This window comes from Curtobacterium sp. SORGH_AS_0776 (assembly GCF_031453355.1).
GTDB lineage: Bacteria > Actinomycetota > Actinomycetes > Actinomycetales > Microbacteriaceae > Curtobacterium.
The window spans coordinates 188,411-205,948 of the sequence record NZ_JAVIYU010000001.1; the positions used below are offsets into that span (position 1 = coordinate 188,411).

At 71.9% G+C, this 17,538-nt stretch carries 19 protein-coding genes; 5 read left to right on the forward strand and 14 right to left on the reverse strand.

Features of this window, described 5'->3' with window-relative positions:
* Nucleotides 1–39: 39 nt before the first annotated feature.
* The gene (locus QE359_RS00955; protein WP_309776928.1) at nucleotides 40–1,077 is read right to left on the reverse strand and encodes an MFS transporter; all 1,038 of its coding nucleotides are present in this window, start codon (nucleotides 1,075–1,077) and stop codon (nucleotides 40–42) included.
* A 365-nt stretch (nucleotides 1,078–1,442) separates the two neighbouring features.
* Between QE359_RS00955 and QE359_RS00960 the strand changes: the two genes are divergently transcribed.
* Entirely contained in the window at nucleotides 1,443–2,033 is a 591-nt protein-coding gene (locus QE359_RS00960) for a TetR/AcrR family transcriptional regulator (protein WP_309776930.1), read from the forward strand.
* Nucleotides 2,034–2,136: 103 nt separating this feature from the next.
* Nucleotides 2,137–3,000: an NAD(P)-dependent oxidoreductase gene (locus tag QE359_RS00965; protein WP_070419385.1), complete on the forward strand. Its 864-nt coding sequence runs from the start codon at nucleotides 2,137–2,139 to the stop codon at nucleotides 2,998–3,000.
* Nucleotides 3,001–3,003: 3 nt separating this feature from the next.
* Here the strand turns inward: QE359_RS00965 and QE359_RS00970 are convergent, their stop codons facing one another.
* Nucleotides 3,004–4,686: a methyltransferase gene (locus tag QE359_RS00970; RefSeq protein ID WP_309776934.1), complete on the reverse strand. Its 1,683-nt coding sequence runs from the start codon at nucleotides 4,684–4,686 to the stop codon at nucleotides 3,004–3,006.
* Nucleotides 4,683–5,057, reverse strand: a complete 375-nt coding sequence (locus tag QE359_RS00975) for a helix-turn-helix transcriptional regulator (RefSeq protein ID WP_070417905.1) — start codon at nucleotides 5,055–5,057, stop codon at nucleotides 4,683–4,685. Before QE359_RS00975 ends, QE359_RS00970 begins: the two co-directional genes overlap by 4 nt.
* A gap of 111 nt (nucleotides 5,058–5,168) precedes the next feature.
* On the opposite strand from QE359_RS00975, the gene QE359_RS00980 reads away from it, so the two are divergent.
* The gene (locus tag QE359_RS00980; RefSeq protein ID WP_309776937.1) at nucleotides 5,169–6,425 is read left to right on the forward strand and encodes an MFS transporter; all 1,257 of its coding nucleotides are present in this window, start codon (nucleotides 5,169–5,171) and stop codon (nucleotides 6,423–6,425) included.
* 18 nt (nucleotides 6,426–6,443) lie between these two features.
* On the opposite strand, the gene QE359_RS00985 is transcribed toward QE359_RS00980, so the two are convergent.
* Entirely contained in the window at nucleotides 6,444–6,887 is a 444-nt protein-coding gene (locus QE359_RS00985) for a TIGR02611 family protein (protein WP_070417903.1), read from the reverse strand.
* A gap of 130 nt (nucleotides 6,888–7,017) precedes the next feature.
* Nucleotides 7,018–7,350, reverse strand: coding sequence for a TraR/DksA C4-type zinc finger protein (locus tag QE359_RS00990; protein ID WP_071295664.1), 333 nt, complete (start codon nucleotides 7,348–7,350; stop codon nucleotides 7,018–7,020).
* A 56-nt stretch (nucleotides 7,351–7,406) separates the two neighbouring features.
* Here QE359_RS00990 and QE359_RS00995 point away from each other — a divergent pair, with 56 nt between their 5' ends.
* Nucleotides 7,407–8,438 carry an LLM class flavin-dependent oxidoreductase gene (locus tag QE359_RS00995; RefSeq protein WP_396127712.1) on the forward strand — a complete coding sequence of 344 codons (1,032 nt, stop codon included), beginning with the start codon at nucleotides 7,407–7,409 and terminating at the stop codon, nucleotides 8,436–8,438.
* Nucleotides 8,439–8,445: 7 nt separating this feature from the next.
* Here the strand turns inward: QE359_RS00995 and QE359_RS01000 are convergent, their stop codons facing one another.
* Nucleotides 8,446–8,943, reverse strand: coding sequence for an ASCH domain-containing protein (locus QE359_RS01000; RefSeq protein ID WP_309776941.1), 498 nt, complete (start codon nucleotides 8,941–8,943; stop codon nucleotides 8,446–8,448).
* Between the two features lie 91 nt (nucleotides 8,944–9,034).
* Between QE359_RS01000 and QE359_RS01005 the strand changes: the two genes are divergently transcribed.
* On the forward strand, nucleotides 9,035–9,514 hold the full coding sequence (locus QE359_RS01005; RefSeq protein WP_309776942.1) for a DUF2510 domain-containing protein: 480 nt from the start codon (nucleotides 9,035–9,037) through the stop codon (nucleotides 9,512–9,514).
* 28 nt (nucleotides 9,515–9,542) lie between these two features.
* On the opposite strand, the gene QE359_RS01010 is transcribed toward QE359_RS01005, so the two are convergent.
* From QE359_RS01010 to QE359_RS01045, 8 genes are all read right to left on the reverse strand, one after another.
* On the reverse strand, nucleotides 9,543–10,550 hold the full coding sequence (locus tag QE359_RS01010; RefSeq protein ID WP_309780390.1) for a site-specific tyrosine recombinase XerD: 1,008 nt from the start codon (nucleotides 10,548–10,550) through the stop codon (nucleotides 9,543–9,545).
* A 32-nt stretch (nucleotides 10,551–10,582) separates the two neighbouring features.
* Complete coding sequence (locus QE359_RS01015) at nucleotides 10,583–11,164, reverse strand: DUF1349 domain-containing protein (RefSeq protein WP_309776944.1); 582 nt, start codon at nucleotides 11,162–11,164, stop codon at nucleotides 10,583–10,585.
* A complete protein-coding gene (locus tag QE359_RS01020; RefSeq protein WP_309776945.1) occupies nucleotides 11,161–11,736 on the reverse strand; it encodes an NUDIX hydrolase in 576 nt (191 codons plus the stop codon). The genes QE359_RS01015 and QE359_RS01020 overlap by 4 nt, the downstream gene beginning before the upstream one ends.
* A 128-nt stretch (nucleotides 11,737–11,864) precedes the next feature.
* The gene (locus tag QE359_RS01025) at nucleotides 11,865–13,580 is read right to left on the reverse strand and encodes a CTP synthase (RefSeq protein WP_309776947.1); all 1,716 of its coding nucleotides are present in this window, start codon (nucleotides 13,578–13,580) and stop codon (nucleotides 11,865–11,867) included.
* Nucleotides 13,581–13,867: 287 nt separating this feature from the next.
* A complete protein-coding gene (gene recN / locus QE359_RS01030; protein WP_309776949.1) occupies nucleotides 13,868–15,562 on the reverse strand; it encodes a DNA repair protein RecN in 1,695 nt (564 codons plus the stop codon).
* Nucleotides 15,559–16,485 carry an NAD kinase gene (locus QE359_RS01035; RefSeq protein ID WP_070417894.1) on the reverse strand — a complete coding sequence of 309 codons (927 nt, stop codon included), beginning with the start codon at nucleotides 16,483–16,485 and terminating at the stop codon, nucleotides 15,559–15,561. The genes recN and QE359_RS01035 overlap by 4 nt, the downstream gene beginning before the upstream one ends.
* A complete protein-coding gene (locus QE359_RS01040) occupies nucleotides 16,482–17,327 on the reverse strand; it encodes a TlyA family RNA methyltransferase (protein WP_309776950.1) in 846 nt (281 codons plus the stop codon). The genes QE359_RS01035 and QE359_RS01040 overlap by 4 nt, the downstream gene beginning before the upstream one ends.
* A complete protein-coding gene (locus QE359_RS01045) occupies nucleotides 17,320–17,538 on the reverse strand; it encodes a hypothetical protein (RefSeq protein ID WP_070417893.1) in 219 nt (72 codons plus the stop codon). The genes QE359_RS01040 and QE359_RS01045 overlap by 8 nt, the downstream gene beginning before the upstream one ends.

Consider the following 17,538-nt stretch of genomic DNA (forward strand, 5'->3'; position numbering starts at 1 on the left):
ACGGTGGTCGGTCCTTTCGTTCAGAGCCAGAACAGGTGGTCAGCGCACGCCGCGGATGCGGGACACCGAGGCGATGCCGAGCAGTCCGACGACGGCGCCGGTGATGAAGAAGCCGCTGTACCCGCCGGTGAGGGCGATCACACCGGGGGCGGAGGCGGGGACGATCGACTGCGGCAGGGCCTGCGCGATGTTCACCACGCCGAGGTCCTTCGCGTTGTCCTCGTCGGAGGGGAGCACGTCGGTGATGAGGGCGAGGTCGACGGCGTAGAAGACACCCATGCCGGCGCCCATCACGAACTCACCGACGAGCACCATGCCGAGCGACGGCGCGAGCGCGATGAGCACGAGGCCCACCACGCCGACGACACCGGCCACGGCGACGAAGAGCTTGCGGCGGCCGAGCCTGTCGGACAGCCACCCGGCGACGAGGGACGTGAGGACGATCCCCACGACGTTCCACAGCGTGCCCTGGAACACCGCGTTCGCGACGTGCTCGGACTCGACGCCGATGTCGTCGCGCAGGAAGTAGGTCAGGTAGCTCACCGCGGTGTACTGCGCGGCGACCATGAGGAAGCGGGTCAGCCAGGCCCAGCCGAGGTCCGGGTGCTTCACCGGGTTGAACACGAACGACCCGAAGACCTGCCCGACGCTGAGCTTCGACGTCGGCCGGTTGGTGAGCACGCGGTCGCGGAACACGAGCGCGTAGAGCACGACGACGATCGACCCGATCGCGCCGGGGATGATCATCTGCGTCGCCGAGGTCGAGAAGAGCTGCACGAGGAACGTGCCGCCGACGAGCGCGAGGTTCTGGGAGAGCCCGAGCAGCGCCGCGACCCGGCCGCGCTGGGACCGCGTGACGTGGTCCGGCATGACGGCGGTCAGCGCCGCGATCGTGGCGTTGTAGGCGATCTGCGTGACGCCCCACGCGAGGACCAGCACGACGGTCGAGGTGGTCGTCGCGACGACCACGAGGCCCGCGAAGCCGACCACGGTGCCACCGATGATCCACGGACGACGCATGCCGAGCCTCCCGGCAGTCCGATCGCTGAAGCGACCGGCAAGGGGGTTGGCGACCATCGCGGCGAACGCGCCCCACACCGAGCGCCAGGCCGAGCACGCCCGCCTGGTCGTCCGGCGCGATCTCAGCGACCTTCAGCGCCATGGCGACGAGCACCGGCGGCAGCAGCGCGATGTACAGGCCGAGCATCGCGATCGGCATGCCGAGCGTGTACATGAGCGGATTGCCCCGGCCGCGCGTGGGCGCGACGGCGGTCGGGGTGTCGTTGACGGTCAGGGCATCGTTGGCCACTGCAACCTCTTCTCGGGGACGCCGCCTGCGTCGGCGACTCGCACGCCTTCGTCGGCGGCTCGTGCCACCGTAACACCAAAACCAACCGGGGCTAGGTTTTCTGGGCGGTCGCCGAGAGCGGTACAGTCCTGCCATGGCACGACGGGGTTCGTACGCGAAGGGCATCGCGAAGCGCGAGGAGATCCTCACGACGGCGCTCGACCTCGTCGCGTCGCAGGGCTTCCGTCGCACGAGCATCAAGGACATCGCCGATGCCGTCGGGCTGACGCAGGCCGGGTTGCTGCACTACTTCGACTCGAAGGACGAGCTCTGGGTCGAGATCCTGCGGCGCCGCGACGAGATCGACCTGCAGCACGACTGGCACGCCCCGGACCCGGCAGCGCTGCTCGCCGCGATCGTGCGGCACAACGCCGAGGTCCCCGGCCTCGTGCAGATGTTCGTCAACCTCTCCGCCGCGGCCGCGACCGACCCGGAGCACCCGGCGCACGAGTACTTCCGCGAGCGCTACGAGCGCAGCCGCCGCGACCTGTCCTCCGACTTCCGCGCCATGCAGGAGGACGGACGACTCCGCGTCGACGTCGACGTCGAGGAACTGACGAGCGTGCTGCTCGCGGTCTCGGACGGCATGCAGATCCAGTGGCTGTTCGACCCGTCGCGCGACATGGCGCAGCACGTCGAGCTCGTCGCACGGCTCGCGATCGCCCAGGTCACCCCCACCGCCTGACCCCGGGCAACGGGGTACGGACAGGGCCTGGTCGGGTCAGGTCGCGCCGGGCAGGATGGAGCCTGCCCGCGAGGGCGACCCGACGACGATGTGGAGTGAAGCGATGACGCGTGTAGTGGTGACCGGCGGCAGTGGCAAGCTCGGGCGAGCGGTGGTGCGCGACCTCGATGCGCACGGGTACGACGTGGTCCTGGTCGACCGCGTGCCCTTCCCCGACAAGCCCGAACGGGTGCAGTTCGTCCGCACCGACCTCACCGACCACGGCCAGGTGCTGAACGTCCTGCTCGGCGTCGACGACCGGTACGACCACGTCGACGCCGTGGTGCACCTCGCCGCGGTCCCCGCTCCCGGGCAGGTGCCGGACGTCGCGCTCATCACGAACAACGTGACGTCGTCGATCAACGTCTTCCACGCCGCACGCGCCGCGAAGATCAAGAACCTGGTGTGGGCGTCGAGCGAGACCCTGCTCGGCATCCCGATGGGTGAGCACCACCCGCCGTACCTGCCCGTCGACGAGGAGTTCGCGGTGCGCCCGCAGTCGTCGTACTCGCTCGGCAAGGCCGTGGAAGAGGAGATGGCCCGTCACTTCACCCGCTGGGACCCGGAGCTGAAGATGATCGGTCTGCGGTTCTCGAACGTGATGGACGAGACCGACTACCCCGCGTTCCCCTGGGACGCCACCCCCGAGGCGAAGACGTTCAACCTCTGGTCGTACATCGACTCCCGCGACGGCGCCCAGGCCGTGCGCAAGGCCCTCGAGGCCGAGCTCACCGGGTTCGAGGCGTTCGTGATCGCGAGCCCGGACACCGTCATGGACACTCCGACGATCGAGCTCGTCGAGCGCTACGTGCCGGACATCGAGCGCCGCGCGGACATCGACGGCGTCAGCTCGCTGCTCTCGTCGGAGAAGGCCCGCGAGCTGCTGGGCTACGCCCCCGAGCACAGCTGGCGCGACCACCGCGCCTGATCGTCAGGCGGCTGGGACGAGCAGGCCGTCGAGCACCAGATCGCGCGCCGCCGGCAGCAGGTCGGCGGCGAGCACCTGCTCGTCCACCCCGGTGATCTGCGCGAGGGCGCCGACGATCGCCGCCACCGACAGTTCCCCGTCGCAGGCCCCGACGAACGCGGCGAGCGCGGTGTCGGCGTCCACGCGGCGCCCGAGTCCACCGCCCTGCACGAGCGCCATCACGGTCGGGTCGTCGTTGCCCGGCCAGTAGAAGCGCTCCTCGGTGACGTCGCCGGCGACCACGAGGTGGGCGGCGGCGAGCGCGACGTCGTCGTGCGCGGCGAGCCACGCGGCCGCGTCGAGGACCCGCGCCACCGTCGCGCCGAGACCCGCGGGGTTGGAGCCGAGCGTCTCGGGGACGCGCTCGAAGCGGCGGAGGTGCGCCGCGCCTCTCCCCACGGGCTCGGCCGCCACGTCGCTCCGCAGGCTCCGCGACGCGTCGGAGCCGGCCCGCGTGGGCCCTGGCCGTGGCTTCCGGACCACGACGTACCCGAAGCCGACGCCGGTCACCCGACGGTCCGCGAAGTCGTCGAGCCACGCGCCGACCAGCCGGTCGAACTCGGGCGTCCCGGGCTTCGTCCCGCCGTCCCTGATCCACGTCTCGGCGTAGGCCGTCGGGTCCTGCCGTTCCCGCTCGATGACCCAGGCGTCGAGCCCGAGTCCGTCGGTGTCTGCGCGCTCGAACCAGGACCGCACGCGGTCGAGGCCGTCCGTGCCCCAGTGGTACTCCCAGTTGCCGAGCAGCTGCGCGGTCCCGCCGGGTTCGAGGTGGTCGCCGAGCCCAATCAGGACGGTCTCGACGAGGGCGTCGCCGACCATGCCGCCGTCGCGGTACTCGTAGGCGGGGACGCCCTCGCTGCGGGGCGTGATGACGAACGGCGGGTTCGAGACGATGCGGTCGAAGCGCTCCCCCGCGACCGGTTCGAACAGGGAGCCGAAGCGGAACTCGATGCCGTCGATGCCGTTGAGCTGCGCGTTGAACCGGGCGATGTCGAGGGCCCGGCGCGAGATGTCTGTGGCGACGACCTCGTCGGCGAAGCGCCGGGCGTGCATCGCCTGGATACCGCAGCCGGTGCCGAGGTCGAGCACGCGACGGACGGGCACGGGGACCTGCAGGCCGGAGAGCGTCGTGGTGGCACCACCGATGCCGAGGACGTGCTCCTCACCGAGGGCCGTGCCGAGTGCGAGTTCGCCGAGGTCCGAGACGATCCACCAGCTGCCGGCGCCGAGGTCGTCGACGAAGGCGTAGGGGCGGAGGTCCACCGCGGGGGCGACGGAGTCGGCGTCGACGCGGACCAGACCGCTCGCTTCGACGGACTGCACGCCGGCGGACGGGAACGCGGCGTCCGCGTCGGCACGACGGACCGGGAGCCCGAGCACGAAGAGCGTCGCGAGGGTGCCGAGCGGTGTCGTGTCGCGGGCGGCGAGCGCCCGGAGCGCTGCGACGCGCGAACCGCGGTGGAGCGACGCGGCAGCCTCGGCCCCCCACAGGGCGTCGACCCGCTCGACCGTGAACCCCGCGTCGGTCAGGTCCTGGCGCAGCGCATCGGTGACGGCGGCGTCGGCGCCGATCGTCGGGAGCGTGTGCGGGGTCCCGGTGGACGCGGCGAAGTCGGCGGAGGAGGCGGAGGCGGCGGCGGCGTTCATGCGGCGCCCTCGGCGAGGTCCGTGCGCATGAGGGCCGCGGGGACCTCCCACGCGAACACGAGGTCGAGGAGCCCGGGGAACCGCTGCTCGACGTCCTCGATGCGGACGCGGCTCGACCGGGTGAGCCCCTCCTGGTGCTGCTCGAGGAGCCCGGCCTCGCGCAGGACGCGGAAGTGGTGGGTCAGCGTGGACTTCGGCCGGTCGATGCCGACCCAGCCGCAGCTGCGGATGCCACCGGCGGCGTCGACGAGGTAGCGGTGCAGGATCGCGAGCCGGATCGGGTCGCTCAGGGCGTCCATCACGACCGGCAGGTCCATCTCGGCCACGGTCGGCTGCGGCAGGTGTTCGGGAGCATCCACGGTCGCGGGCATGGACGGGACGCTACCACCGTTCCGCTCATAGTACGACTTGCGTCGTACAGCACGACTCGATACTGTACGACTCTCTTCGTACTGTCCCGCTCGCAACGGAAGGTGGCGCACATGGCGCAGTCAGCTCGCTCGGTCGCCGGGTTCTGGATCCTCGCGGCGATGCTCCTCGTGTCCGTCGCCTCGTCGGCGGTCCCCTCGCCGATCTACCCCGTGTACGCCGCGGAGTGGCACCTCACCCCGCTCATGCTCACCGGCGTGTTCGCCATCTACGTCGCGGGACTGCTGGCCAGCCTGCTCGTCGCCGGGCGCCTGTCCGACCACGTCGGCCGCAAGCCCGTGCTCGTCGTCGGCGGCCTCGGCGTCGCGCTGTCCCTCGGACTCTTCGCGGTCGCGGACGGTGTCGGCGCCCTGATCGTGGACCGCATCGTGCAGGGCGTCTCCGTCGGGCTGCTCATCGGCGCCCTCGGAGCGGCGCTCATCGACAACTCGCTCGAGCGCTTCCCCACCCTCGCCGGGGTGCTGAACGGCGTCATCCCGCCGATCGCCCTCGCGACCGGTGCCATGTCGAGCGGCGCCCTCGTGCAGTGGGGTCCCGCGCCGGAGCAGCTCGTGTACCTGCTCTTCGGGGCGCTGCTCGTCCTCATGGTGATCGCACTCGTCGTCGTCCCCGAGCGGGTCACCCCGCGACCGGGTGCCCTCCGCTCCCTCGTCCCCCGGATCAGCGTGCCCCGGTCCTCGCGGCGGCTGTTCCGCAGCGTCGCCGGATCGCTCATCGCGAGCTGGGCCCTCGGCGGGATGTTCCTGTCGCTCGTCCCCTCGGCGCTCGGCGCGGTCTTCGGCATCACGAACCACTTCGCCGCCGGTGCCCTGATCGCCGTCGTCACCGGGGTCGGCGCGCTGACCGGCCTCGCGACGCAGCGGATGGACGCCCGTCGTGCGGTCCTGATCGGCCTGGTCGCCCTCGTGCTCGGACCGATCGTCACGGTGGCGTTCGTGATGGCGCACTCCCTGCCCGGCCTCGTCGTGGGCAGTGCGATCGCAGGCGTGGGCTTCGGCGCCGGGTTCCAGGCACCGCTGCGGATGCTGCTCGCCACCGCGGCACCGACGCACCGTGCGGGGCTGCTCTCCACGATCTACGTGGTGAGCTACCTGGCGTTCGGCGTGCCGGCCGTCGTCGGAGGGCTGCTCGAGCCGACCGTCGGGCTCGTGCCGGTCATCGCCGGGTACGGGGCGTTCATCGTCCTCGCCGCGGTCGTCGCCCTCGTGCTGCAGCTCGTGTCGCGGGACGCAGCCGCCGTCGAGGAGCAGGCCGCCGAGGTGCTCGAGCGCACCTGCACCGGCTCGGTCCGGGTGTCCCCTGCCGAGTAGGCGCGACGGGCGCGCGGCTCAGTGCCCGGGCCGCGCCCGCTTCGCACCGCGCCCGCGCACCCCGACCGTCCGGGCAGCACCGGTGTGCGCCGCGTCGACGTCCGCCTTGCCGCGATCGGCGGCGTTCCGGAGCCACTGCGGCCCGTGCGCCTTCGCCCAGTCCCAGAAGCGGTGCAGCTGGGCACGGAGCCACGTGATGATCCGGTGGAAGAAGTGGAACTCGCTCGCGAGGATCGTCAGCCCGATGAAGACCACCAGCCACCCCGGTCCGGGCAGCGGCACGAGGATCAACCCGATCACGACGACGAGCCCGCCGACGATCCCGACGAGCACCTTGTAGAAGAGGTGCAGGTGGGGACGCGCGTGGATCCAGGCGCGGACGTCGTGGAACCACTGGAACCGCCGGTGCGGCGTCTCGGCACGTTCGACCGCGTCGGTCCGGTCGTTCGGGTCGCCTTCCATGTGCCGCAATGTAGGGCGCGCGGCTGGGAAACCGCGGCGCGCGCGGTGGACGTGCGGTGCGTCCGGGACGGGAGGCGCGTGGCGGGGCCGACCCGCGCCTCCCGTCAGACGGTGCGGGCCAGGAGGCGCGTCACGCGTGCGCCACGCACGTCGCGGCCCACGGGACGGCGGCGAGGCGCGCCTCCGGGATCGGTTCCCCACCGACCGCACAGCGGCCGTAGGTCCCGGCGTCGAGCCGCGCGAGCGCGGCGTCCACCAACCGGATCCGCTCGCGGGCGTCGTCCCGCACGGCGCCGAGCGAGCCGCGCTCCCAGGCGAGGGTCGCGCCCTCGGGGTCGTGCTCGTCGTCGGAGTTGGCGTCCTGCCGGGCGTCGCTGACGTCCCGCATGCTCCGCTCGACGTCCGCGAGGAGCCGCTCGTTGCGCGCCCGCTCCGCGACCAGTGCCTGGCGAGGATCGTCCATGCCGGCCACCGTAGTCGGCCCGGAATGACCGTGCTGTCGGATGCGTTCGTATCCACATGACGAAGATCGGGTTCCTGTCGTTCGGACACTGGCGCGACGTGCCGGGGTCGAAGGTGCGCAGCGGTCGTGAGGCCCTGGTCCAGGCGATCGACCTCGCGGTCGCCGCCGAGGAGGCGGGCGTCGACGGCGCGTACTTCCGGGTCCACCACTTCGCGCCCCAGCAGGCGGCGCCCTTCCCGTTGCTCTCCGCGATCGCAGCGAAGACCAGCCGCATCGAGATCGGCACCGGCGTCATCGACATGCGCTACGAGAACCCGCTGTACATGGCGGAGGAGGCGGCTGCGACCGACCTCATCTCCGGTGGTCGGCTGCAGCTCGGCGTATCCCGGGGCTCACCCGAGACCGCCCTCGCCGGTTACCAGCAGTTCGGCTACGTGCCGGACGCCTCCGACGAGAACGGCGGGGACATGGCCCGTGCGCACACGTCGGTGTTCCGACGGGCGATCGCCGGCGAACCGATGGCGAACGCGAACCCGCAGATGACCGGCTCGGTCGGGTCCCTGCCGATCTCGCCGCTCTCCGACTCGCTCGGCGACCGCATCTGGTGGGGCGCCGGCACCCGGGCCACCGCGGAGTGGACGGCCGAGCAGGGCATGAACCTCATGTCGTCGACCCTGCTGACCGAGGACACCGGTGTGCCGTTCGACGAGCTCCAGGCCGAGCAGATCGAACGCTTCCGTCGGGTCTGGGCCGAGTCCGGCTGGGAGCGGACCCCTCGGGTCTCGGTGTCCCGCAGCATCATCCCGATCATCGACGACGAGTCGCAGCACTACTTCGGTGTCCGGGCACAGGTCGAGGGCCAGGACCAGGTCGGGCACCTCGACGGCGGGCTCGCACGGTTCGGCCGGTCGTACATCGGATCCCCGGAGGACCTGGTGGCCGAACTCGCGGCGGACCAGGCCGTGCGGACTGCCGACACCGTGCTCGTCACGGTGCCGAACCAGCTCGGCGTCGAGTTCAACGCCCGGCTGCTCGCTTCGGTGAAGGACATCATGCGCGAGGTGGACGCGGCGCCCGTCCCGGCCTGACGGGCGGTCAGGCGACGGCGGTCGGGTCCGGTGCGGGCGGGGTCGTCGCCGGTGCGGGCCAGACGAGCCGGAAGCGTTCGCACACGACCGGCATCCGCGGATCGAACCCGCGCGGGTCCTCCGAGTGCGCGCGCCAGTACGCCTCGTGCACCCGACGCCAGTGCGCGAGCGTCCGGTCGCCCTCCCCCTCGGCCCGGGCGTGGTCCGCATCGACCTCGTCGAAGGGGACGATCCGGACGCTCGTCGTCTCGACGACCGCCCGCGGTGCCCCGGTGGAGTCCGTGACGATGCCGATGTCCCCGAGCTCCGGCACGCGGTCCCCGGACGCCTCGTAGTCCCAGAACGACGACGCCGTCCCGTCCTTCACCCCGCGCAGCACGAGGTCGAGCAGATCGTCCGCCTGCGCCGGCGTCGCGCCGAACGACCACGCCTCCGGCAGGGCCGTCGGCAACTCCGGTCGCTCGTCGCGCCGGTCACGCCAGAAGTCGTCGAGCGTCGAGGTCACCCGCTCGACGCTACTGCACGCGGGTGGTCCCCCTTCCTGCCGACACCCGGGCTGGGACTGTGGCCGCTTCCCGCACTCCCGTAGCGTCGACGTGCACCTTCCCACGCACCCCGAGGAGCACCCCGTGACGCTGCCGGCCGCCGGCTGGTTCCCCGATCCGCAGGACGCGAGCCGCCTGCGCTGGTGGGACGGGCGCGCCTGGGGAGCGGCGACACGGGTGCTCCCGAGCCGGACCGAGCCGATCGTCCCGGTGGTCGTCGCGCCCGTCGGACCGTCGTTCTCGGTGCAGCCGGCGGCGATCAGGACACGCTCCTGGGCGTCTGGGGGCTCCGGCGTCCACCGCTTCAGTGCGTTCTCGACCCTGGCGGTGCTGCTCGCGGCGGCCTCCGTGGTGGTGAACCCCTGGGGTGCGAGCAGTGCGGCGGCGATCGTGGCGGGGGTGCTCGGCGTCGCATGGCCGGGGGCGACCGGGGGCTGGCGGGTGCTGGCGCGGAGTGCTTCGGCGAGTGCCCTGGTCCTCGGGGTGGCGACGGCTGCCGTGGCGGCGTCCGCGCAGTTCCACCTGTTCTGAGCGGTTCCGCCCCGCTGGCGTGCGGACCCTACCGCCGCGCCCGCGGGTGCGCCGTCTGGTACACGTCACGCAGCATGTCCGCCGTCACCATCGTGTAGATCTGCGTCGTCGCAACGCTCGCGTGCCCGAGCAGCTCCTGCACGACCCGCACGTCCGCTCCCCCCTCGAGCAGGTGCGTCGCGAACGAGTGCCGGAACGTGTGCGGCGACACGTGCTCGGAGAGCTCCGCACGCTCCGCTGCCGACTGGATCACGAGCCACGCACTCTGCCGTGACAGCCGTGCGCCCCGGGCGCCGAGGAACAGCGCCGGCGTCGACGCTCCCCGTGCCGCGAACACCGGGCGAGCCCGCACGAGGTACGCGTCGATCGCCGCCCGCGCGAAACTGCCGAGCGGCACCACCCGCTGCTTGTTGCCCTTGCCGGTGACCTTGACGACGGACAGCCCGTCGTCGAGGTCACCGGAGCCGTCGGACAGCGTCGTCACGTCGTCGACCGAGAGCCCGACGGCCTCCGAGATGCGCGCTCCCGTGGCGTAGAGGAGTTCGAGCAACGCCCGGTCCCGCAGCCCCACGAGGTCGTCGGCGGCACCGTCGGGCGACCCGGCGGACGCGGCCCCGAGCAACCGCTCCATGTCGTGCACGGAGATCGCCTTCGGCAGCCGCATCGGGGCCTTCGGTGGCCGCACGGACGCGCCGGGGTCGAGCTGGAGCCACCCCTCGCCGGCGGCGAACGCGGTGAACGACCGCACGGAACTGAGCATGCGTGCCACCGACCTCGGCGCGAGCGGCCCGGACGGTCGGGTCGCGAGGTGCTCCACGAACCCCGCGAGGTCCGCGCGCGCGATCCTCCCGACGTCGTCGAGCACCGCCGATCCCCCGGCACGGTCGGCGCCGTCCGACTCCACGACCGGAGCGGACGCGAGCCATTCCGCGAACGCCAGCAGGTCCCGCCGGTAGGCCGACAGCGTGTGCTGCGAGAGCCCCCGCTCGATCGCGATGTGCCGCAGGTACGTCTCCGTGGCACGCTCGAACGGGATCACCCCACGAGGCTAGCGTCGCTCGGGGAGCGTCAGTGCAGCGACCCGTCCGGCTCCCCCACGCGGAACCCGGTGAAGGCGACGGTCAGTCCCGCGCGGGACGGTGCCGCGCAGAGCAGCCCCGCCGACACGTGGGCATCGGGGTCGAGGTACGCCACCCGCACGAGCCGCGGCGGCTCGTCGTCCGCCCACGCCCGGATCGTCACGGCATCGCCGTCGCGGCTGGCCCGGACCGTGACGACCCGACCGGTCCACTCCGGCACGGGGGCCACCGACCAGTCCGACGCATCGCGCGTGACGACGGCTCCGACCTGGGGCGTCCCGTCGGCGAACTCGACGCCGGCCTTGATCCAGTTCCGCTCGTCGACCCGCAGGAACACCCCCGCCTGGTCGAACTGCTCCGTGTAGTCGAGCACGAACGACACCTCGACCGAGAACGCCCCGTCGACCGGGCGGAGCAGCGCGTGCTCGGAGTCGTGCACGAACCCGTACGAGGTGGTGCGCCAGGCGTCACTGCCCTCGACGGCCGTCACCCGCAGGGCGTCGCCGTCGAGCGTCGCCGCAACGGGCTCGTGCGTCCACCGCCCCTGGTCAAGCAGCGCCGCGAGGCTCACGCCGCGCGCCGCTCGAGCGCGTCCACCGCGAGCACGGCCACGACGAGCCCGGAGTTGTGCAGCCGACCGTCGAGGATCGCCTCCACCAGCTCGGCCCGGGGCACCCACCGCTTCACGATGTCGGCCTCTTCCGCTTCGCGGTCGAACGCCGTCGCGGTCGCCCGCACCCCACGGGCGCGGTAGATCTGCAGGAACTCGTCGCTGCCGCCGGACGAGGTGTTGTAGGTGACGAGGGGCTCCCAGTCATCGGCCTCGAGGTCGGCCTCCTCCGCCAGCTCGCGCTGCGCCGCGGTCAGGTGGTCCTCGCCCGCCATGTCGAGCAGCCCCGCCGGCAGCTCCCAGTCGCGCATCCGCACCGGGTGCCGGTACTGCTGGATGACGAGCACGCGGCCCTCGTCGTCCTCGGCGTAGACCGCGACGGCACCGGTGTGGTCGATGTACTCCCGGACCATCGTGTCGTCGTGGTACGCGATGCTGTCGCGGCGCACGTCCCAGACGGCGCCCTCGTACACGACGGTGGACTCGGTGACCTCGAACGAGGCGGGTTCGTCAGCGATGGGTGCGTCAGTCACGCGACCATCCTGGCACTGGCGCGCCCCGCTCGGCGGCAACGCGAAGCGTTGCGCGGGGCGCGCCGACCGAGCCTGCGAGGGAGGACGGTGCCAGCTGGCACCGCGCCTCCCGTCAGAGACCACTCGCGTTACGCGACCTGCTCCTCTTCCTGCGGGTCGAAGAGGCTCGACGCCTCGTGCCGCTCGATCGCGGCACCGACGAGCCCCGCGAACAGCGGGTGCGCGTCCGTCGGACGCGAGCGCAGCTCGGGGTGCGCCTGCGTGGCGATGTAGAACGGGTGCACCTCGCGCGGCAGCTCGACGTACTCGACCAGCGTGCCGTCGGGCGACGTGCCCGAGAACACCAGGCCGGCGTCCGCGATCTGCTCGCGGTACTTGTTGTTCACCTCGTAGCGGTGACGGTGCCGCTCGGACGCCTCGGGAGCGCCGTACAGCTCCGCCGCCAGCGAGCCCTCGGTGAACGACGCCGGGTACAGGCCCAGGCGCATCGTGCCACCCAGGTCGCCACCGGCGATGATGTCCACCTGCTCCGCCATGGTCGCGATGACCGGCGTCGAGGTCTCCGGGTCGAACTCGGTGCTCGACGCGTCGGTCAAGCCGACCTCGTGCCGGGCGTACTCGATGACCATGCACTGCAGACCGAGGCACAGACCGAGCGTCGGGATGCCCTGCTCACGCGCGAACCGCAGTGCGCCGAGCTTGCCCTCGATGCCGCGCACGCCGAACCCGCCGGGGATGCAGATGCCGTCGACGTCGCCGAGCTGCTTCGCCGCACCCTCGGGCGTGGTGCAGTCGTCGGAGACGACCCACTTCAGCGTGACCTTCGCGTCGTGCGCGAAGCCACCCGCACGGAGCGCCTCGGTGACCGACAGGTACGCGTCCGGCAGGTCGATGTACTTGCCGACCAGGGCGATCGTGACGTCCTTCTTCGGCTCGTGCACGGCACGCAGGACCGGGGTCCACGAGGTCCAGTCGACCGGACCCGCCGCGAGCCCGAGCGCGTCGACGATGACCTGGTCGAGGCCCTGGTTGTTCAGCAGCGTCGGGAGGTCGTAGATCGACGGCACGTCCACCGCGTTCACCACGGCGTCCTCGTCGACGTCGCACATGAGCGCGATCTTCTTCTTGTTCGAGTCCGACACCGGACGGTCGCTCCGCAGGACCAGCGCGTCCGGCTGGATGCCGATCGAACGGAGTGCGGCCACCGAGTGCTGCGTCGGCTTCGTCTTCTGCTCACCCGAGGCGTTCATGAACGGGACGAGCGACACGTGCACGAAGAACACGTTGTTGCGGCCGAGCTCGTGGCGGACCTGCCGCGCGGACTCGATGAAGGGCTGGGACTCGATGTCACCGACCGTGCCGCCGACCTCGGTGATGATGACGTCGGGCTGCGGGTCGTTCTGCGCCTGCTCGCGCATCCGACGCTTGATCTCGTCGGTGATGTGCGGGATGACCTGCACGGTGTCGCCGAGGTACTCGCCCCGACGCTCCTTCGCGATCACCGTCGAGTAGACCTGGCCGGTCGTGACGTTCGCGGACTGCGACAGGTTGATGTCGAGGAAGCGCTCGTAGTGCCCGATGTCGAGGTCCGTCTCCGCGCCGTCGTCGGTCACGAAGACCTCGCCGTGCTGGAACGGGTTCATGGTGCCCGGGTCCACGTTGAGGTACGGGTCGAGCTTCTGCATGACGACCTTGAGGCCACGAGCCGTGAGGAGGTTGCCGAGGCTGGCCGCCGTCAGGCCCTTGCCGAGGGACGAGACGACCCCGCCGGTCACGAAGATCTGCTTCGTCACCTTCGGGGTCGCGTTCGAAGAATTGGTTCCGCCGCTGAGAGTGTCCGCCACGGGATTCCATCGTACGTCAGAACTGCCAGGAGGCGCGACCTCGGTTCGCCGTGGGCGTTGCGTCGGGCGTGTGGCCGGGTCTCCGGGCGCTCCGGCGGACGGTCGGGGCGGCGGCCGGGAGCCGCCGCGTTCGCACCGTGCGCGTTCTGTCGCCCGGTGCGAGGTTGCACGCACGGTGCCCGGCTACGACCCCGCACCGAGTCGGGAGCCTCGCACCGACCGACACCCGACGCACGGTGCGAGGCGGGCGCGAGCCGCGCCTCCTGGACCGGCAGGCGGGGACGCGATCAGGCCTTCTGGCCGGCGACGTCGAGCAGCTCGCGCGCGTGCTCGATGCCGCTGGCACTGTCACCGAGGCCAGACAGCAGCCGCGCCATCTCCTGCAGGCGGTCCTCGCCCTCGAGGCGACGGACGCTCGACGACGTGACCGCCCCGCTGGCGTCCTTCACGACGTTGAGGTGGTTGTTCGCGAACGCCGCCACCTGCGCCAGGTGCGTCACGACGATGACCTGCGTGCGCTCCGCGAGCTTCGCCAGACGACGACCGATCTCGATCGCCGCCGCACCGCCGACGCCGGCGTCGACCTCGTCGAAGACGAACGTCGGCACCGTCGTGCTGCCCGCCATGACCACCTCGATCGCCAGCATGACGCGGGAGAGCTCGCCACCCGACGCACCCTTGCCGATCGGCCGCGGGTCGGTACCGGAGTGCGGCTGCAGCAGGATCGACACCTGGTCGCGGCCGTGGTGCCGGTAGTCGCCGGCGTCCGAGACCTCGACCACGAGGGTCGCCCCGGCCATCGCGAGGGACTTCAGCTCGGCGGTGACGCGCTCGGCGAGGTCCTTCGCCGCCTTGGTCCGTGCCGTCGTCAGGGCCGCGGCGGCACCGGCGAGCGTCTGCTCGTCCTGCTCGACCGCCTGCTGCAGCGCCACGATGCGGTCGTCGTCGCCGTCCAGTTCGAGCAGCCGATCACTCGCGCGCTGCCCGTAGGCGATCACGTCGTCGACGGTCTCGCCGTACTTGCGCGTGAGGCCGGCGAGCAGGGCCCGCCGCTCGTTGATGAGTTCGAGGTCGTGGCCGGCGTCGGGTTCGAGCGAGCCGAGGTAGCTCGACAGGCTCGCGGAGGCCTCGGACGCCTGGATGCCGAGCTCCGTGAGTTGCTCGAGCACGGGCTGCAGTTCGGCGTCGGACGCCGCGACCCGCTCGATCGCCCGGCGAGCGGACTCGACGAGGCCCACGACGTCCTGCACGCCGTCGAGCGACTCGCTCGAGAGGGCTTCGTGCGCGAGGCCCGCGGACAGCCGGAGTTCTTCGAGGTTCCCCAAGCGCTCGGCACGGTCGGCCAGCTCGACGTCTTCGCCGGGCTGCGGGTCCGCCGCCTCGATCTCGTCGGACGCCGCGCGGATGCGTTCGGCCTCGGCCACCCGGTCGTCACGGTCACGGGTGAGGGTCTCGAGCTCGCCGGTGTGCTGCTGCCAGGTGTCGTAGGCCCGCACGTACGCCGCGAGGACCTTCTCGAGCGCCGGACCGCCGAAGCCGTCGAGTGCGGCACGCTGCGCGGTCGCCGAGGTCAGCCGGATCTGGTCGGACTGTCCGTGCACGGTGACCAGCTGGTCCGCGAGCTCGCCGAGCACCGCGACGGGAGCGCTGCGGCCGCCGACGGTCGCGCGGCTGCGACCTTCGGCCGAGACCGTGCGCGTCAGGATGAGCTCGCCGTCCTCGACGGTGCCACCGGCGTCCTCGACACGTTCGGCGACGGCGTCGTGCTCGGGCACGTGCCAACGCCCCTCGACCACGGCGGTCGACGCGCCGCGGCGGACGGACCCCGCGTCGGCACGGGCGCCGAGGAGCAGCCCGAGCGCGGTCACGATCATCGTCTTGCCCGCACCGGTCTCACCGGTCACCACGGTGAAGCCGGGGCCGAGCTCGAGGGTGGTCTCGCCGATGACCCCGAGGTCGGAGATGGAGATCTCCTCGATCACAGGGTGTCCTCGTCGTCCTGCTGCGGGCCGCGCCACCCGGCGACGGGGAGCTGGAACTTGGCCACGAGCCGATCGGTGAACGGGGCGTCCTTGAGGCGGGCGACACGCACCGGGTCCGGCGAGCGCCGGACCTCGACGCGGGCACCCGGAGGGAGGTCGTGCGTGCGTCGACCGTCGCACCACAGGACGCCGACACCGCTCGTGCGACGCAGCACCTCGATCGCGAGGGTGCAGTCCGGGCCGACCACGATCGGTCGCGCGAAGAGGGCGTGGGCGCTCAGCGGCACCATGAGGAGCGCGTCGACGTCGGGCCAGACGATCGGCCCGCCTCCGGAGAACGAGTAGGCCGTGGAGCCGGTCGGGGTCGACACGACCACACCGTCGCAGCCGAACGACGACAGCGGGCGGCCGTCGACCTCGGTCACGACCTCGAGCATGCGTTCCCGGGAGGCTTTCTCGATGGTCGCCTCGTTGAGCGCCCAGGACGAGTAGACGACCTCGTTGCCGACGACGACGTCCACCTGCAGGGTGACGCGTTCCTCGACGTGGTACTCGCCGGACAGGGCTCGTTCGACCGTCGCCCGGAGCCCGTCCCGCTCGCTCTCGGCGAGGAACCCGACGTGTCCGAGGTTGACGCCGACGATCGGGGCGCCCGTCCCGCGCACGAGCTCGGCCGCGCGGAGGATCGTGCCGTCGCCACCGAGCACGATGACGATCTCGAGCTGGTCGGCCTGGACGTCGACGCCGAGGATGTCGACCTGCCCGACCGAGGCTTCGGCGCGGCGGATGTCGGCGTACTCGTCGAACGGCATGACCGGGACGAGACCAGCGGCGTGCAGGAGGTCGCAGACCTCGACCGCAGCGTCGATCGAGTCGCGGCGGCCCGTGTGGGACACCAGGAGGATGTGCCGGTCGTCGCTCATGCCGTCCCTTCCGTCAGTTCGGTCGCCCGGACGATCCATTCTGTCGGATTGGCACCGACATCCCGCTGGAAACGCGCCAGATACTCGTGGTTGCCGTGCGTGCCGACGATCGGCGACGCCGCGAGCCCCGAGGTGCCCAGACCGAGGTCCCACGCTGCCCAGAGGACGTTCATGAGCGCGTCGTTCCGGAGCGCCGGGTCACGGACGATGCCCTCACGGACACCACCGCGGCCGACCTCGAACTGCGGCTTCACGAGCAGGACGAAGTCGTCGGCGGGGACGGACTCGACCAGCGCCGGCAGGACGAGCCGGAGCGAGATGAACGACAGGTCCCCCACCACGAGGCTCGTCTCGGCCGCGGCGGGGTCGAGCGCGAGGTAGGCCTCGGCCGTGAGGTTGCGCGCGTTCGTGCCCTCGACGACGGCGACACGGGAGTCGAGCGCCACCAGGGGGTCGAGCTGCCCGTGCCCGACGTCGAGTGCCACCACGCGTCGTGCGCCGCGGCTCAGGAGCACCTGGGTGAACCCTCCGGTGCTCGCACCGACGTCGAGCGCGACACGGTCCGACGGGTCGACGCCGAACGTGTCGAGCGCGCCGAGGAGCTTCAGCGCAGCACGCGACACCCATTCGTCCGCACCGGCGACGTGGATCGGGGCCGATGGCCGCACCGGCGCCGACGGCTTGACGACCGCGGTGCCGGCGACGGTCACGCGGCCGTCCTGGATCAGTTTCGACGCTGCCGTGCGGGACTTCGCGAGCCCGCGGGAAGCGAGGAGGGCATCGAGTCGGACGGGCCGTTCGTCCTGCAGGGTCTCGTCGCCGTTGCCGTGCTCGTCAGGCACTCGTGCTGCCGCCGCTCTCGAGACGGGTCCGCAGTTCGTCGTGCAGCGCGGAGAACGCATCGGCGCGCTCGGCCAGCGGCAGCGATTCGGCCGCGGCGGTGCGCTGCCCGAAGTCATCCGTCACGGCGTGGTCGTCCGTCCGCACCTGGTCCGGGTCGCCCGGGCGGGCGTCACGCTCGGGGTCCCGCTCGTCGTTCGACACCTCGGTCAC

Bases quoted from the DNA above. Each gene is read 5' to 3' on its own strand.
- QE359_RS00975 (WP_070417905.1), bottom strand. From the start codon at position 5,057: ATGCCCGCGACCGTGGATGCTCCCGAACACCTGCCGCAGCCGACCGTG.
- QE359_RS00995 (WP_396127712.1), top strand. From the start codon at position 7,407: ATGACGAAGATCGGGTTCCTGTCGTTCGGACACTGGCGCGACGTGCCG.
- QE359_RS00970 (WP_309776934.1), bottom strand. From the start codon at position 4,686: ATGAACGCCGCCGCCGCCTCCGCCTCCTCCGCCGACTTCGCCGCGTCC.
- QE359_RS00990 (WP_071295664.1), bottom strand. From the start codon at position 7,350: ATGGACGATCCTCGCCAGGCACTGGTCGCGGAGCGGGCGCGCAACGAG.
- QE359_RS00955 (WP_309776928.1), bottom strand. From the start codon at position 1,077: ATGGTCGCCAACCCCCTTGCCGGTCGCTTCAGCGATCGGACTGCCGGG.
- QE359_RS00960 (WP_309776930.1), top strand. From the start codon at position 1,443: ATGGCACGACGGGGTTCGTACGCGAAGGGCATCGCGAAGCGCGAGGAG.
- QE359_RS00985 (WP_070417903.1), bottom strand. From the start codon at position 6,887: ATGGAAGGCGACCCGAACGACCGGACCGACGCGGTCGAACGTGCCGAG.
- QE359_RS00980 (WP_309776937.1), top strand. From the start codon at position 5,169: ATGGCGCAGTCAGCTCGCTCGGTCGCCGGGTTCTGGATCCTCGCGGCG.
- QE359_RS01035 (WP_070417894.1), bottom strand. From the start codon at position 16,485: ATGAGCGACGACCGGCACATCCTCCTGGTGTCCCACACGGGCCGCCGC.
- QE359_RS00965 (WP_070419385.1), top strand. From the start codon at position 2,137: ATGACGCGTGTAGTGGTGACCGGCGGCAGTGGCAAGCTCGGGCGAGCG.